The following is a 15,141-nucleotide window of genomic DNA, read 5'->3' as shown; positions in this document are numbered from 1 at the left end:
CGGTGAAGAAGAAGTGTCACAGGTTCTGAGGCTTGCCTGCACTTCAGATAACCCAGCCCCGCAAACTGTTGACTTGCTCGACATACTTTTCAGCGGGCCGGTCAGCTTTTGCAGGGGGAACTTCAATCATATGGAACAAGTTCTCACTGAACTTCTCCAGGCCGCCGTGCAAGTTTCTGTCGGTGAGTTCTTCTACTGCCGAAGCATTGATGTGAATTCGGTAATTCGTACCAAAAGTGACAAGGCCTCGATCATATGCGCGATGGTGCAGAGCGCATAGAGAAATCCCATTGCTGGTATCGTCAGTGCTCTCAGGGTGTGCAGCAGGTAAAATGTGAGCCGCATCGAGCAGCCGTAGTTGAGTGCCGCACATCGCACACGTATTTGAGTAAGCGGTCAAGACTCGATTGCTGAAGTTCGCGTCACGTAATGCCTTCTTAGTGGAGACGACAGCAAAGCGGCGCGGCTCGGGTACTTTCTCATTAACCTCACTATCATCAATGAGCGGTGGGTCCTCGAAGATGCCAGCGAGCAATTCTAGTGCTTCATTTGATGATCCGCAGGCGTGGAGGTCTTCTACAAAGTCTAGATAAATTCCCATGCACTCCGGTTTTATCGCGAAAGCAACCTCTTCCCCTCCCCTAAAGTGGTGAGCAAGACCGTTAACTCTACATGCTTCGAGTGCAGGTTGACGAATTTGAATAGAGGGTGACCCCCCTAAGGGACCGAGATGCTTGGTAACGTCATACCCAGCAAACACCTGAAGCTCTTGGCACCATCCGAGAACAACAGTTTTTTCACCTTCTTTAGGCTGAAAACGCTGGTGCCCGCCGAACTCAGGTAGACCTGTAACTTGAATTCTCCATTCACCCGGAATTGACTGACGCCCACCGAAGGTCAAATTCCAGATATAGACCTGGACCGTAAATGAGTTTGCTGGTCCAATTACTTGGTAGGAGGCTGGGTGAGCCCCCTCAGCCGAAAGTCTAAGGAAGTTGAGGCCGCACTTTCGAAGCGAGTTCTCGAAAATGCGAAACAATGCTGGTTTTCTAAGCGGAGCCATCTATTTATCCAAAGAAATGAAAGCTCTAAGCGGCCTTAGACACTTTCTTTTGCAAATGTAGTACAAGTTGTTGACCAAGCGCTGCCGCAAGTCGAGGAGGGACAGCGTTCCCAATTTGTCGCCATTGTTGCTCAACGGTGCCTGACAAATAAAAGTCATCCGAAAAACTCTGCAACCTTTTCACTTCTTCGATACGCAAAATTCGGTTTCGCCAGTGCAAAGGGCCCATGTTATTTGAGCGTCTTGCCTGAATTGTCCATGAGGGTTTCTCAGGGCTCAACTTCAAAAGATAAGACCAGTAGCGACTGCGCCACTTAAAGACCGGATTGGGGTGCCCTCGTTCCTTTGTCAGGTGCAGGTAGTTTTCCCCGGGGGGTATCTGAGCCAAGAGGTGATGAAATTTTCCACCAGCAAAATGCCCAGTATCGTCTGCATTTTCTTCAGTATCTAAATCTGAGATAGCATGCCCAGCAGTCACCCATTTAGGCAACCCCAGATTACCCTCTTTATCATGGGTGGGAGCCGGAAATTTGAACTCTCCGTCAAGTAGGCCAACTACAAAAAAACGTTCGCGCATCTGTGGCACGCCATAATCGGCCGCATTGAGAGTTTTTTGGCTGACATTGTAACCAAGTGCTTCGGCTCGTGAAGTGATTGTGTGCAATGCTTCAGCATGCACTTTATAGGACAGCCCCTTTACATTCTCCAAAATGAACGCACGAGGGCGCAACCAACTCAAAACGTTGAGATAGCCTTCAACAGTTTCTAAGCCGTTTGGATCGTCCAAGGCTCTGGGCATATCTTTGCGATAGAACCTGCTTTTGGAGAACGGAGGGCAAGGTGGGCCTCCCGCCAGTAGGTCAATGCTTTCTGCCCGGTCGCCTAACTCGTCTTTGAGTTTCGCCTCAGTTAGTTCGCCAATGCGGGCCAAGGCAAACTTTGCGGAAGGAAAGTTGTGCTCATACGTGATCTGGCAGGTTTTTTCACTGTCGGTGGCGAACAACGTGCGAAAGCCAGCGTCCTCTAAGCCAGCATCCAAGCCCCCGCAGCCGGAAAACAGACTCACCGATGTAAGGGTCTCTTTCATGCGACGGCCTCCATTACCGACGAAACCATGGATTTTGCCAAAGGAGGCGGAACGGCGTTTCCCAGTTGCCTCACACGTTCTCTTCTGCTTCCAGAAAACTGGTAACCGGATGGAAATCCTTGAATGGCCGCCATCTCAACGGTCCGCAGCCTCCTGGAGTCCCAATGGAAAGGTCCAGTCCATGGCCCTGGAGATGCCGCTAGTGTCCATGATGGTTTGTTAGGGTCTAGTTTAAGGAGGAAGTTCCAGAAACGCGTCTCAGTGACAAAAGTCGGGTTTGGATGCCCTGCCCAGGCCGTGTGAGCTTTGTAGTTCCAGCCTGGTGGTACAGTTTTTAGATGGTCTGCCCACTTACCTGCTACAATTTCTTCTGGTTCGAAGTAACGCTCATCGTCCAATCCGTCGAGCGCTTCACCAGTCGTAAACGCTGGAAGCAGGCCGGGCACATTTTTCCCCGGTAAGGCGTGGGTAGGGGCAGGCGCTTGCGGTTTCTTCTTTTTCGAACCGAGCAAAAAAACTCGCTCACGCTTTTGAGCTACACCATGCTCAACGGCTTTACCCAATGTCTCAGACACAAAGTAACCAGCGCGTTCCGCCTCTGCGATGAATGCTTCTAGGACTGGGCGGTTTTTGGGATGCCTTATTGAAGGGACATTCTCGAAAACGAACCCGTCTGCATTGGACTCGTTGATCAAGCGCCAGAATTCAAGAACCAAGTTTCTGCGTTCGTCAGGTCGCGCTTCGCTTTTTGTCCCTGGTTTATCAATCGTTTGCCCTTGTGCGCGAGCCCTTCGATAACGAGCTTCCTCGCCATTTTCGACCCAATATGCCGCTTTAGAAAACGGCTGGCATGGTGCGCCACCTACGACCACGAGGGGATCGGTGCTCGACAGTCCAGCCAAGGTGCGCAAATTTTGTCCAGAAATCTTGGAAACGTCTTCGTTAGAAACATTACCATGGAACCCATTGTTTCTCTTCAGTGTTTCACAAGCGGTCGCATCAAGCTCAACAGACGCCTTCACATCGCAGCCAGCTTGAGTGGCTCCAATGCTCAATCCGCCAGCCCCCGCGAACAGATCAATGACTGGCAAATTCATGCTCGATGTACTCCTCGACTACCGCTTCTATCACAGAGCTAGACTCTAGATGTGGTATTAAGTTCTGATTAATGCCCGCTATACAGTCTCACCGTCAAGCATTCATGCCTGCAATTTCTACCGATTGTTGGCGACAAGCTTGCTGGGTGGACTCAGCGAAGCTCTCTATCGGCTGGCTGGCGGAACAGCAAGAGGTAGCCAGAAACTGTTCGATCTTCGGCAGAGAATTCGGTCGCACTGTAGCATCCTCAATGACTTCTCCGTAGCTGGCAAGGACCAGCCAGCACAAGGAGGCCCGGCTACTGGCCCGGGCAGTCTGGACCGCATCAGAGCCCAAGACAGGAACAAGTTCGACTGCGGAAAGGGAGTACGGTGGGTCGATACGGTCAGGCATCAGCGCGAAACGTATTGGTTTCCGTACTACCTTTTGGGGTTCCCGGTTGGTACTTGATTGAAAGCCCTATGAAAAATCTAGCTAGCTCCAGGTGTTTGCAATGACGGCTTCAGTTTTGACTACTATCTGGGTCTGGCTCGGAGTTTTGACTTTGGGAGCACTCTCTTTCGGCTGCGTTTACTTCGGGCAGTGGGCAGGCGGAGTGCTGTTCGGTTTCCTCGCCTACGCACTCCACTATGAAAACTTCAAGTCACGGCTCTAGCCTCCGGGCAGTTTTTGGGGTCAAAAATCTGAACCCCCTCCTACGGTGGAGACGAGTAGCGCTTTCCCCCCGTACCCCCTGTTGGTGGTCCCGTAGCTGGCCCCCTTACGGGAAGTAGCGAGACCCCGGGGGCTTTCTGGCAGGTTCATCGCTAACCCCCGTTAATTCTAGCAACCTTGGGGTGGTCTACTTGCGAGTAGAGGGGTGCCCAAAAGGGTATACCTTTGCGGACGCAATTAGGTTGCACCTTAGAAGTGTACGTTAGGGTTGCGTTCCATCAACGGACATGCAAATTAATGGACGCCACCCTAACGGACAGATTGAGGCAGCATGTCCCATACTATTCTTTACGCTCGCGTCAGCACAGCGGAGCAGACCCTCGAACATCAGGAAGCACAAGCCAGAGCTGCTGGGTTTCAGATTGATGAAGTCATTTCTGACCAAGGCGCATCTGGCGTTTCGACAAGGCTGGCAGAGAGACCCGGCGGGGAGCGCCTGAATGATAGGCTGCGCAAGGGAGACATCTTAGTAGTCCGCTGGGTTGACCGTCTGGGGCGGAACTATCAGGACGTTACAGACACCATCCGCGAGTTTATGCGACGGGGCGTTGTGATCCGCACTGTTATCAACAACATGACGTTTGATGGGTCTACCACTGATCCCATCCAGGAAGCCGTGAGGGACGCCCTCATCGCCTTTATGGCAGCCACAGCACAGGCGCAGGCGGAGGCCACTAAGGAGGCTCAGAAAGCCGGGATTGAGGCTGCCAAGACGAACGGTAAGAAGTATCGCGGCAAGAAGCCGAGCTACAGCAGGACGCAGTTCGAAACAGTGCGGTCTATGCTGGGGCAGGAGGCCGGTGCCACGAAGGTTTCAAACGAAACCGGCTTAACCCGCCAAACTGTTTTGAGGATTAAGAACGATCCTGCGGCAGCGGAGGAAGCACTCGAAAGGTGGGGGCTATAGGATGGTGAGTACAATAGGTCATTATTGCTGATCTTTTTGTCTGCTATCTGTTTTTGTTCTCTGGTTATGGAGGTCAGCGAGTCCGTGGGTCGATTGGGTTGCACCATAAGAAAGGGGTGTGCGCCTGTGCCGCCCTTGTCCTGAAAAGGAACCCAAGGAGTCACCACACATGACCGACCACATCACACCCGCCCCGGCGGCTCGCACCTATATTGTCTTCACCGATGGCAGTTGCCGAGGAAATCCCGGCCCTGGCGGTTGGGCGTTTGTCCTCACTGACCCGGATGGCATGACCAGCGAGCGCTCTGGGCACGACCCCGACACCACGAATATCAAGATGGAGATGGATGCCGTGATCCATGCTCTCCAAGCAGTCCCCGAAGGAGCGGCAGTGCACATCTTCACGGATAGCCAATACACGATCAATGGCGCGACCAACTGGGCGCCGAACACCTGGATGAAGAACGGCTGGAAGGGCGCAAAAAATAAGCCGGTGAAGAACCAGGACCGCTGGCAACAGATCATGGCGCTGATGGAAACCCGTCAAGTCACCTTCGAGCACGTCAAAGGCCACAGCGGAAATCCGGGTAATGAACGAGCTGATACGTTGGCCCAGGCGGCGTCTTACGGGGAGAGCGCGGCACAATGACCGAGACAACAATCAGCCCGACACGCCGTGACATCGCTTACTTGCAAGCGCACCCGGAATTTGCGGAAAAGTTTGATGCTCGGTTCGGTGATGGAGCCGCTGAGGCTGCGCTTTCGCAGACTTCCAACTCCCTACTAGCACCAGAACGGGGGGAGCCAAACCGCAGTGACATTGAGTATTTGAGAGCCAATCCGGGGCTGGCGGGAAAGTTTGATGCACGGTTTGGTGAGGGAGCTTCGGCCTCCTTTATTTCAATGAAAGGTGGTACCGAACCCGCAGCGAACCCCAACCGGCAACCAAGAACAGCGGCGGTATGCTGGTGCAGGCAGCCAATGCAGTAGATGGTTTCCTGGACGAAACAGCCGGGGCCATCACCCATGGGGTCCAAGAAGCGGCGAACGAGACGCTGGACGCCCTAGAGGCTGCCGACATCTCCATGTCCCAGACGCTTGACGAATGGGGCATCCCCAGCCGTCTCCAAATTGTGAACCAGGAAGGTGCCCTTGATGTGCGCCTGAAAACCCTTGCGGAAAGCGAGGGTGATGGAGACCTGCTGTTTGGCGGTGAGGTGACCACCAAAGGGGACGCGCTGGAACTCGACATTGCGCGGGAACCAGTCTCCTCCTACGGACGCTTCACCTCCAGCACGGCCCAATTCCTTGCGGGCATGGCAGGGGCTTCTAAGGTCACCGGCCTGAAAGGCGTCATGGGTGCCTTTGTGAATGGCGGCATCGCTGATGGTCTGGTCTTCGACCCCGAGGACCCGAACATCTCATCGTTCATGCAGGACAATGAGTATGCGATCCCGTTTCTGACCGAAGCGCTGGCAACCGACCCGGATGACTCCGAATGGATGAACCGGATGCGGAACGTGGCGGAAGGCGTGGTCGCTGGCGGCCTCGTGGATACCACCCTGAAAGGCTTTCAGGCTCTCGCCAAGGCAGCCAAGGGGCGGCAGGTCGGCGGGGAAGCTGGTGAACAGATGATCCGTGAGGCCGAAGACCTTGCAGATGAAGCCGCTGAGGAAGCCCGGTAGGCGGTTGACGAGGGTATCCCCCAAGATGCCGCTGAGACGCCGGAACCCGAGGTGGAAACACCTGCTAAGCCCGAGCCATTGGCAAGCCCTGAGGCGATCCGTGCAGCGCTGGCCGACAAGGACAACGTGACGGTGGAACAGGTGGCTGACAGCCTGTGGTTCAACCCCTCGAAAATGGACGGCCCGATTGAAGGCCAGAAGATGATTGAGGTGGCAGGCGATGCGCTGGCCCGTAGTGGTGCCCTGGAGAAGCTGGGGATCGACCAGCCGGAGACCTTCGAATCTGTGACCAAAGCAGCCCAAGAGGAACTGGCAGGTTATCTTGGGGTTGGCCTGGATGCATTCACCGCACGGGTTGCCAAGGTCGGTGAAGCCGCTGTGGAACAGTCAAAGTTCCTCGTGGCAGGCAAAACCGCACTGCTTTCCGTGGGCAATCACATCTCCAAAGTGGCACGGCAACTGGATGCTATGTACGCAGCGGGCAAGATCGACCCAGAGGTGGAAGCCAAGCTGCTGAGCCTGATGGAAACCCACACGAACCTGCAGGGTCACCTGAAACAGGTCCAAACGGCAGCCGCAAGGGCGGTTTCGGTGGGCCGCATCAGAACCCAAGGGGGTATCGACGGGGAAGCCTTGGCTGCCCTGGACCGGGTACAGGCTGCAGGTGGCTCCGATGCTATCCGGGAAGCTGCTAAACGGCTCCGCATGACCGAGACCCCGAGCCAGCAAGCCGCACTGTTGCGCAGCATGGAACGTGGCGGGTTCTTCAAGAAGGGGTGGAACGTGGTCAATGAAGTCTTCATCAACAATATCCTGTCCGGGTGGAAGACTCATGCGGTCAATGTCGCATCGAACACCGTCAACAGCATTGTCTTGCCGTTTGAACGGATCGTCGGCGGGGCACTGACTGGCAGCCGGGGCGAGATGCGGGCCGGGCTGGAACAATACGTGGCCTTGCGGACTGCCGTGATCGACGGTTTGCGCTTCAGCAGCCGGGTCATGAAGAACGAAGCACCTGTGCTCGATACGCAAGTGAAACTGGATTATCAGAATGAAGGCTTCAAAGCGATTTCGGCCAGCAACTTCAGCCTGGAAAACACCATGGGCGGCAAGCTTGTGGATGGGCTGGGACAGCTTGTTCGGGTTCCTGGCAGGTTCCTGATGGCTGAAGACGAGTTCTTCAAGCAAATCATGTTCCGGTCCCGCCTGAAGGCAAAGCTGACGGTGGATGCAGCGTCTATGAGTGATGCCAAGCTCAAGCGGCTGGGCTATGACAGCAAGGGAGCATTTGTCGAAGGTGAAACGGAGGCAGCCACGTACAACTTGCAGACGCTGGATCAGCAATGGCGTGAACTGGTTGCTGCTGGCCGGGTAATTGATGACCCCGCGACAAAGGCGGAGTTCATCCGCAACAACCTGGGGGCCGCCAATGAAGGCAGCACCTATGCACGGGATGCTTTGCGGATTGCGCGGGAGGCGACATTCACCACGCCTCTTGCTCAAGGAACGCTTTCCCACGCATGGCAGCGGATTGCGAACCAGCACCCGTACCTCCGGCAGGTCACACCATTCATTCAGACCCCTGTAAACATCCTGAACAAGGCTTTCGACCGGATACCCGGGGTGAATCTCGCGCGTCCTCGTTACCGGCAAAGGCTCACCAGTGCTGAACCTGCAATCCGGGCTGAGGCTGCGGGTGAAATGGCGACTGGCGTGGCAATCACAACGGCGCTGTACATGCTGGCACTGGAGGGGCGGATCACCGGGGGTGGCCCAGTTGATGGTAAGCGGCGGCAGATGTGGATGCGGGATGGCGGCTGGCAGCCATACTCCTTCAACGTAGGCACCCCTGAGGCTCCTGTCTGGGTCGAATACCGCCGGATGGACCCCTTTGCGTTCACCTTGGGGATTGCAGGGGACATGGCTGAGATGGTTCAGGCCGCTGAGGATGATCCCTCACTAGACCATGCGGGTTTGTTTGCGATGGCTGCTTCGTCTGTCGCCAATAATCTGACCTCCAAGACTTGGCTGCAGGGTATCTCCGAAGTGGTGGAGGTGTTGTCTTCAAAGGATCGGCCCTACGTTGCTCAGCGCTGGATGGAGACAAAGATTACATCCCTCATCCCGTTTTCTTCGGCAGGCCGGACCTTCAACCAGTCTCAGGATGATTACATGAAGGAGGCCAGGGGCTTCATCGACAAGGCCAAGGCCAACATCCCGGGCATGACTTCGAACATCCCTGACCGCCACAACTGGGTGACCGGCGAGGCGCAGGCGAAACCGGAACACCTTCTGGGTTTCATCAAGGTCAGCCGTGGGGATAACGATCTGGTTGCCGCCGAGCTCCGCCGCCTGAACTACGGCTTCACCGGCCCGGATCGGCGCATCGGGGAAATCACCTTCTCTACTCAGCAGTACCAGGACTGGAACCGGCTGATGGGGACCGTGCGGATCGGTAGCAAGAACCTCAAACAGCGGTTAGAGATGACCATGCGGGGCAACCGCTACGACCTAGAGCGGGATCGCACACCGGATGGCCTCACGGCTCCAGGTGAAAGCCACCGGGTCGATATGATCCGTGGCGTCATGTCTGCCTACAAGCAGCGGGCGCGGGCTGAGCTCTTCGACCTTTACCCTGAACTCTACGACGCATGGCGGGCCTACGAGCGATCCGAGGCTGATGCCCAGCGAGGCAAGGTGGACCCGAGTGCACGGGAGAACCTGATCCTCAAATTCTGATGAGCAGGATCATCGTCACATCAATCAACAAGGGGGCCTTTCGGGGTCCCCTTTTTCTTTCCATCATCAATGAGAAATACAATGAACAATGATACCATAACGATGCCCAACGCATCGGAAACCAGACAGGACGCCTTTGCGCGTGTCCAAGCGGAATTTGCGGCTGCTGAGGGCGGACCTGTCAAGCGGCACAGGTCGCTGCCACTCCTGGAAATCAGGACGGAACCTGCCGTGTTCCAGCACAGGGAAGATGATAGCGAGACCCGGTACGCTCTGGAGTTTCACATCAGGGAGCTTGTTGCGGCAATCAAACGGGAGCCTGAGAACCGGCTGGACGCGGTGACCGTATGGCGCTGCGGAAAACGCTGGATCGTTCTTGACGGTCACTATCGGCTCGAAGCGTATCAGTTGTTCGCTGATGAGGTGGATGCGAACCTGAGAACCTTCAAGGTTCCCGTTAGGGTCTTCGAGGGAACACCCATTGAGGCTTGGGATTTCTCCGCCCTTGCCAACAAGAAGGCAGCAGCCCCGCTTACACCCACCGAGCGCAGCAATGCCATGTGGTGCAGGGTTTGCATGAGTTGGCAGGATGGAACATGGGCGAGCACACAGGCTGAATTGGCAGCCCTGGGCCTCACGTCCAAGCGCTCAATCATCCGAATGCGGCAGGCACTCAGGGAGTTAGTGGAGGTGGAAGGGGTTCCTCTCGGGGAAGCCATGGGGATGACCTGGGCGGAGGTAATGCGGAGAGAAAAGGAAACAGGAGAGATACCGGATATGGACGCCGATGAGGAGAAACGTAGGCTCACCGAAAAGGAATGGGCTGACCGGCTGAGAAGGCAGTTCGGCGTGATACCTATCAAGGCTCCACTAATGTTCTTGGCAGCCCTGGAGGTCTATTCGCCCAAGATGGTCGAAGACATCACTGATTACTTGGCGGGCACCGACGAGGATGAAGACGAGATGGTGGACTTCTGAGGTTTGCGGGTGTGCCACCCTTGGAGTGTGCCATTGGCACAGCCTTGTCCGTCGATTTCGGCTTGCAATCAGCGTTGCATCCGTGCTTTCTGCGGGAGGTTGCAATAGCACTCACATGTGGTTTTTTCCCACAAGTGCAGACGCTTAGATACTCCCGCAGAACTGATAAATCTGACGGAGAAATTGATCATGAAATTCTGGCGCTTGAGTGTGGACGCTATCTTTTCGCCCCGGCTGGCAGGCGAGATTTTCGCCTATTGCACACCGAACACGACCCGCTCATATCGCTCTCTTACGGGTCGGGTCGGTGACTGCCTGCTTTGCTTTGACTTTGAGCGGTTCCAAAATGCAGATGCTTAGCGACTTCCTCCGATTACAGTGGGGCAGCCTCCGGGCTGCTTCGCAATTCAACTTTAGGCCCAAGGTTTCTACGGTGAACGCTGCAGGCGCTTGGCAAGTTGACCCAAGTGCAGTGCACTGGTACATGATCCAAAGCGGGGTTGTTTTTCGACCTATATAAATCAATAGGTTAGCGTGCGTGTTTGAGACTTCAAATCTCTTATCACCCACCATCATTCTAAAAGGCGCTCCCTGAAAAGGTTGAGCGCCTTTTTGCTTTCCGGGGTTCCGCTGGCGGCACTGCGGCGCTACCAATTGCCTGAACAACCGGGCAGGGAGCAGATCATGCAATTTCCCAAAATCTGGCTGCTGCGGCATGGGCAGACCGAATGGAATGCCGAGCACCGCATCCAGGGGCAGCTGGAATCCCCGCTGAGCGTGCTGGGAGTTGAACACGCCCGGCGTCAGGCAGCACTGATGGTGCCGGTCCTGATGCAGAACCCGACCTGCTATGCTTCACCCCTGGGGCGGGCGCAGCAAACCGCTGATATTGCCCTTGGCGGAGCGCCCTTTGTGACCGATGCGCGGCTGGCAGAGGCCTATGCCGGGGCTTTTCAGGGGATGACGCTGGAGGAGGTCGCAGCGGAGTACCCGGATATCCACGGCGCCAATCCGCGAAATCTTGACCTGTTCTGCGAGGCGCCGGGCGGAGAGGGGTATGGCAGTTTCCATGCCCGTATCCTCGATTTCATGCAGTCGCTGACCGGCCCGTCGGTGGTTGTGGCGCATGGCCTCTTGGGGCAGGTGATGCGGGGCATCGTCTGCGGGCTGAGCCGCGACCAGATGGCGGCGCTGCCGAACGGGCAGGGCTGTGTCTATGTGCTGGAAAACGGGATGGAAACAGTTCTGGAATAAGCGGCCCGGGCTGGCAAAAAAATCTGCATTGCCCCCTTGCGCTGTCAGGCGGCATTGTCTAAATCCCCGCTCATCGGGTCGTTAGCTCAGTTGGTAGAGCGCTTCGTTTACACCGAAGATGTCGGGAGTTCGAGCCTCTCACGACCCACCATATTTTCCTGACTTGATCATGGGTTTTACGAAGCGCGCCCCGGTTCCGTGAACCTAGTTCGCTTTCCTGAAGTTCATGAAATCCAGCACTTCAGCGGCATCCTGCATCTGATCAGGCAGGAATCGGGCGTAGGTCTTGAACGTGATCTGCACGTTGCTGTGGCCCAGGTACTGCGAAACCTTCTCGATTGGGATGCCGGCGCCCAGCAGGTGCACCGCGGCGGTGTGACGAAGCTCGTGGATGGTCACGTGACCGATCTTGGAACGCTCGATAGCGTTGGACACACCCTTGCGGATGCTCTTGACCGGGCCTCCGGCATATTCCACCACGTAGTCGCTCATCGCCATGTCGTTCGCGGTCTGCAGAGCGGCGCGGGTGCTGGCGTTCATCGGTACCACAGCCCGGCCCTTGCGTGTTGCACCATCTTCCCGGCGCAGGTTGATTACGCCGCGCTCGAGGTCAATCCGGTCCCAGGTCAGGTCCAGCACGGCGCCAACGCGGGCAGCGGTGCTGAGAAGCAGGATAAGGGCAAGCCGAATGTGCGGGTCGTGCGCCGCGCTGATGAGCGCGCGGATCTCCCCGGCGTTCAGGATGCGTTTGTCGCTGTCAGGCTTGGCCGGCCGCCAGATATGGGGCGTCCCCCCCTCGATCATGCGGACCTTCTTGCCGAAGTTCAGAGCGCTTTGCAGGTGGCCTAGTTCCGTCCAGATGGTTCCCTGCTTCTTGCCCTCGGCCTTGCGGTCCCGCTCGTAGGCCTGGCACAGGGCCTTGTCTATGTCCTGAGGGAGGAACGGGCCGAAGTGCGGCAAGATCGCCTTTCCGGTATATCCCATCGTCTTTGCAGTGGGCTTGTCTCCCAGGTCGGCGATGTAAGCGTCCCAGATCTGCTGCACATCAGCACCCTTAGGGGTGGCCTTGAAGGTCTCCCGCCGGAATACGTCTATTGCCTCGGCTTCCGCTTCCTTTCTGGAGCGTGAGTCAAGCTGATACCGCTTTCGCTTGCCGGTGTCCGGGTCGTCCCAGTAGACGCAGAGGCCGCCGCGGAGGCGTCCGATCCTGATGTTTGACATTCGAATTCCTCAACAGCGGATTTGGGGAAGCGGTACATCTTCCCGACACGGAAATATCTGATTGCGCCTTGGCGCGCCAGTTGCCGGACGCTTTCGGCTGAGCATCCCCAGCGTTCTGCTAGGGTGTCGGCTGAAAATGGTCGTGCAGGTTCCATCGCTTACTCCTTTCCTGTTCTCGTGGCGGGCATGGCGGGGAGGAGGTATTCGGTTCCCGCGTCATCAGGTGAAAATGGGTCTTCTGAGAGGCATTCGATGTAGAGGCCGTCGCTGTCTTCATCAATGTAAGCCCAAATCCGTTCCGGCGCCCCCACCTGATCCGCAGGCACAGCCTCCCGCTCCTCACCAGTGCCGCCGCAGCGGGGGCAGGTGTACTTGTTGTCAGGAGCGGCGTGCCCCTTTGGCTGCTTTGCGCCCTTCCGGCGCTGGTGATCCCAGCCCCACACCCCTCCAACATGAACGTGGTGGCAGTCGTCGCACAGTGGCGAACCGCACAGGCTCATGCCGCAATCGGCCATGCAGTTGTGGGTGGCGGGCTGCCCGCACGAGACACATTTTTCAGTCATGGTCGGAACCTCCTGCTACTTTCCGCACGTCGGGCAGTCTCCGCCCGATTGGTTGCATCCGCTAAAAACTCCTGGCTCGATTTCAATGCCGGGGCACTTAGGGCCGCCGTGCATTGGGCACGCCAGTCCGGGGGCATAAGCCGGCTGCCGGTATCTGTCCCATTTCGGGAACCTAGACAGATACTCGATTGTTTGCTCACCAAAGGCGTCATGATCGCAAAAACCTGCGGGAATGCCGCCGCACCACATCGGGACAGAGCATTTCCCCTTACCGTCTTTCAACTCATGGTGATGGTTACTTGTTTTCATGGTCGGAACCTCCGGCGGGCGGCTCCGGACGGTGCATCCAGTGAGTGACAAATTTAGACTGTATGGACAGCAGGCGGCCTGACGGCCTGCTAGTTCTCCATGTATCTGTTATCCTGTCGTGGTAGCAGTCACACCAGCGCACGCCATCCGACAGCCAAATATCTATAAGGCCGCCCTTCGGCGCGGTTTCAATCGGCTGCCAGCCTGCCGCCTGCTCTACGGTCGGTTCCTGCGGGGAGTGGGCGAGGTGGTCTGCATACTCGTCGCTCATCAGGTCCGGCTTGGGTTCGCCAAGAAGTACGTGCCGCAGTCCGTCGCGCTCGTATAGGGCTCGGTTGCGATATTCCCCCGGGTAATTTCGGACGTCATAAGTGCGGTTCCCGCATTTGATGCGTACCCAATGTTCTAGACGTCCGCCCGAAAGCTTCATTTCAAGAATATCCACCGCCAGAGGCTTCACTTCCGCAACAGGGGCGGGGCGGGCGTTCCAGGCGGCAATGGCATTCGCTTCATTCTCGGCGCAAACATCCGGGCCAACAGGGCAATCAAGATTGCTGCAATTGACATAGTGCAAACGTATTTCCGGATCAGCATCAAAGCCCCATTTCGGTAACTCGTCGCAAAACGGACATGGCAACAGTTCGGGTTGATCAGTCATTGGGGGAGTCCTTCCCATTTTCTGTGGGTGTCTTGCGGATTGCTACGGAGCAATGACGGGCATAGACGGCGACGGCCTTCCAATAAGCCGCCATCGGCCCTTTGTGCTTCTTCCAGGACGTCTCCGCCCGGCAGCGCGCATCAGCTGAGATTTCTTTCAAAATGTCGGAGAATAGAGATTTGGTCTCAGGGTCGAGGGCAGCCAGTTTTTGAGACGACGGAAGTGCCAAAACCGGGTTTCTAACTTCTTGCTTACTGCTCCGCATCAGCCTTCCTCCCTCTGGTGCTGGACGGCGTCGATAGCTTCGCAGGCAACCTCAACCGTCGCAGCCTCGGCCCGGGCAATCGCGCCCTCTGTCCGCATGTCATAGGAGCCGTCAGGAGCGATGCAGGCTTCGCGGACCGCTGTCTTCGCCTCCTCCAGCGCCTCCTTGCGCCCGGCAGCGTGGGCGTAGTCCCATTGATCCTGAGATACGGCGCGCTCCTCTCGGATCATGACTGCCAAGTCTTCAGCGGCAATGCTGTCAAGCAGCCCGTGGGCGTCTTCACCACCGGCAATGGCATAGGCTAGATCGTAGGCGCGCTTTGATGCCGCATCCCGCTCGGCCACCAGCGCCCGCATCAGCGCGGCATCCGGGCATTCCCGGTCATGGGCGACGTGATCAAGGTGCTGGCAGCGGGCCTCTACGGCGGCGGTGCTGGTGTCGATGCTCATTCCTCTTCCTTCCGCTGCTCTTTCCGCCGCTTCAGTTCTGCGGCCAGTTCCTCATCCGAAAACCGCGCCAACGGGTTGCTGTCTCCCCATTGGATAGGGACGTGTGGAGCCTTGCGGAGAGGGGTTAAGGGGTCGGGCATGGGGCTGCCTT

The 15,141-nt window shown here is 56.8% G+C and carries 15 protein-coding genes and 1 tRNA gene; 7 read left to right on the top strand and 9 right to left on the bottom strand.

Annotation, left to right across the window (positions count from 1 at the left end):
• Positions 1–43: 43 nt before the first annotated feature.
• The 3 genes from RA26_RS22295 to RA26_RS22290 are packed head-to-tail and all read right to left on the bottom strand — an operon-like array spanning position 44 to position 3,247.
• A complete protein-coding gene (locus tag RA26_RS22295) occupies positions 44–1,063 on the bottom strand; it encodes an HNH endonuclease (RefSeq protein WP_039178923.1) in 1,020 nt (339 codons plus the stop codon).
• Between the two features lie 25 nt (positions 1,064–1,088).
• A complete protein-coding gene (locus RA26_RS01765) occupies positions 1,089–2,150 on the bottom strand; it encodes a DNA cytosine methyltransferase (protein ID WP_039178921.1) in 1,062 nt (353 codons plus the stop codon).
• Positions 2,147–3,247, bottom strand: coding sequence for a DNA cytosine methyltransferase (locus RA26_RS22290; RefSeq protein ID WP_082015734.1), 1,101 nt, complete (start codon positions 3,245–3,247; stop codon positions 2,147–2,149). The genes RA26_RS01765 and RA26_RS22290 overlap by 4 nt, the downstream gene beginning before the upstream one ends.
• Before the next feature lie 986 nt (positions 3,248–4,233).
• Here RA26_RS22290 and RA26_RS01760 point away from each other — a divergent pair.
• From RA26_RS01760 to RA26_RS01730, 7 genes are all read left to right on the top strand, one after another.
• Complete coding sequence (locus tag RA26_RS01760) at positions 4,234–4,869, top strand: recombinase family protein (RefSeq protein ID WP_039178918.1); 636 nt, start codon at positions 4,234–4,236, stop codon at positions 4,867–4,869.
• Between the two features lie 169 nt (positions 4,870–5,038).
• Complete coding sequence (gene rnhA / locus RA26_RS01755) at positions 5,039–5,518, top strand: ribonuclease HI (protein ID WP_052272275.1); 480 nt, start codon at positions 5,039–5,041, stop codon at positions 5,516–5,518.
• 313 nt (positions 5,519–5,831) lie between these two features.
• Positions 5,832–6,554, top strand: a complete 723-nt coding sequence (locus tag RA26_RS01750; protein ID WP_039178916.1) for a hypothetical protein — start codon at positions 5,832–5,834, stop codon at positions 6,552–6,554.
• Between the two features lie 78 nt (positions 6,555–6,632).
• Complete coding sequence (locus tag RA26_RS01745; protein ID WP_039178914.1) at positions 6,633–9,293, top strand: hypothetical protein; 2,661 nt, start codon at positions 6,633–6,635, stop codon at positions 9,291–9,293.
• 81 nt (positions 9,294–9,374) lie between these two features.
• Complete coding sequence (locus RA26_RS01740) at positions 9,375–10,271, top strand: hypothetical protein (protein ID WP_039178911.1); 897 nt, start codon at positions 9,375–9,377, stop codon at positions 10,269–10,271.
• Positions 10,272–10,955: 684 nt separating this feature from the next.
• Positions 10,956–11,525 (top strand): histidine phosphatase family protein, encoded by a 570-nt coding sequence (locus tag RA26_RS01735; RefSeq protein WP_039179930.1) that lies wholly within the window; start codon positions 10,956–10,958, stop codon positions 11,523–11,525.
• A gap of 75 nt (positions 11,526–11,600) precedes the next feature.
• Positions 11,601–11,676, top strand: a tRNA-Val gene (locus RA26_RS01730).
• A 53-nt stretch (positions 11,677–11,729) separates the two neighbouring features.
• On the opposite strand, the gene RA26_RS01725 is transcribed toward RA26_RS01730, so the two are convergent.
• The 6 genes from RA26_RS01725 to RA26_RS01705 form a co-directional block, all read right to left on the bottom strand.
• On the bottom strand, positions 11,730–12,731 hold the full coding sequence (locus RA26_RS01725; RefSeq protein WP_446720171.1) for a tyrosine-type recombinase/integrase: 1,002 nt from the start codon (positions 12,729–12,731) through the stop codon (positions 11,730–11,732).
• On the bottom strand, positions 12,617–12,901 hold the full coding sequence (locus tag RA26_RS23395) for a helix-turn-helix domain-containing protein (protein ID WP_152612544.1): 285 nt from the start codon (positions 12,899–12,901) through the stop codon (positions 12,617–12,619). The genes RA26_RS01725 and RA26_RS23395 overlap by 115 nt, the downstream gene beginning before the upstream one ends.
• A gap of 3 nt (positions 12,902–12,904) precedes the next feature.
• A complete protein-coding gene (locus RA26_RS01720; protein WP_039178907.1) occupies positions 12,905–13,309 on the bottom strand; it encodes a hypothetical protein in 405 nt (134 codons plus the stop codon).
• Between the two features lie 295 nt (positions 13,310–13,604).
• A complete protein-coding gene (locus RA26_RS01715; protein ID WP_039178906.1) occupies positions 13,605–14,276 on the bottom strand; it encodes a Lar family restriction alleviation protein in 672 nt (223 codons plus the stop codon).
• On the bottom strand, positions 14,269–14,541 hold the full coding sequence (locus RA26_RS01710) for a hypothetical protein (protein ID WP_039178903.1): 273 nt from the start codon (positions 14,539–14,541) through the stop codon (positions 14,269–14,271). Before RA26_RS01710 ends, RA26_RS01715 begins: the two co-directional genes overlap by 8 nt.
• Positions 14,541–14,990 carry a hypothetical protein gene (locus tag RA26_RS01705; RefSeq protein WP_039178900.1) on the bottom strand — a complete coding sequence of 150 codons (450 nt, stop codon included), beginning with the start codon at positions 14,988–14,990 and terminating at the stop codon, positions 14,541–14,543. Before RA26_RS01705 ends, RA26_RS01710 begins: the two co-directional genes overlap by 1 nt.
• Positions 14,991–15,141 lie beyond the last annotated feature (151 nt).

It is taken from the genome of Leisingera sp. ANG-M7, assembly GCF_000813965.1.
Classification (GTDB): domain Bacteria; phylum Pseudomonadota; class Alphaproteobacteria; order Rhodobacterales; family Rhodobacteraceae; genus Leisingera.
Note: the sequence above shows the minus strand (reverse complement) of the source record. Positions and strands in the feature narration are given on the sequence as shown.

Bases quoted from the DNA above. Each gene is read 5' to 3' on its own strand.
- RA26_RS01740 (WP_039178911.1), top strand. From the start codon at position 9,375: ATGAACAATGATACCATAACGATGCCCAACGCATCGGAAACCAGACAG.
- RA26_RS01765 (WP_039178921.1), bottom strand. From the start codon at position 2,150: ATGAAAGAGACCCTTACATCGGTGAGTCTGTTTTCCGGCTGCGGGGGC.
- RA26_RS23395 (WP_152612544.1), bottom strand. From the start codon at position 12,901: ATGGAACCTGCACGACCATTTTCAGCCGACACCCTAGCAGAACGCTGG.
- RA26_RS22295 (WP_039178923.1), bottom strand. From the start codon at position 1,063: ATGGCTCCGCTTAGAAAACCAGCATTGTTTCGCATTTTCGAGAACTCG.
- rnhA (WP_052272275.1), top strand. From the start codon at position 5,039: ATGACCGACCACATCACACCCGCCCCGGCGGCTCGCACCTATATTGTC.
- RA26_RS01760 (WP_039178918.1), top strand. From the start codon at position 4,234: ATGTCCCATACTATTCTTTACGCTCGCGTCAGCACAGCGGAGCAGACC.
- RA26_RS01715 (WP_039178906.1), bottom strand. From the start codon at position 14,276: ATGACTGATCAACCCGAACTGTTGCCATGTCCGTTTTGCGACGAGTTA.
- RA26_RS01750 (WP_039178916.1), top strand. From the start codon at position 5,832: ATGCTGGTGCAGGCAGCCAATGCAGTAGATGGTTTCCTGGACGAAACA.
- RA26_RS01710 (WP_039178903.1), bottom strand. From the start codon at position 14,541: ATGCGGAGCAGTAAGCAAGAAGTTAGAAACCCGGTTTTGGCACTTCCG.
- RA26_RS22290 (WP_082015734.1), bottom strand. From the start codon at position 3,247: ATGAATTTGCCAGTCATTGATCTGTTCGCGGGGGCTGGCGGATTGAGC.
- RA26_RS01735 (WP_039179930.1), top strand. From the start codon at position 10,956: ATGCAATTTCCCAAAATCTGGCTGCTGCGGCATGGGCAGACCGAATGG.
- RA26_RS01720 (WP_039178907.1), bottom strand. From the start codon at position 13,309: ATGACTGAAAAATGTGTCTCGTGCGGGCAGCCCGCCACCCACAACTGC.
- RA26_RS01705 (WP_039178900.1), bottom strand. From the start codon at position 14,990: ATGAGCATCGACACCAGCACCGCCGCCGTAGAGGCCCGCTGCCAGCAC.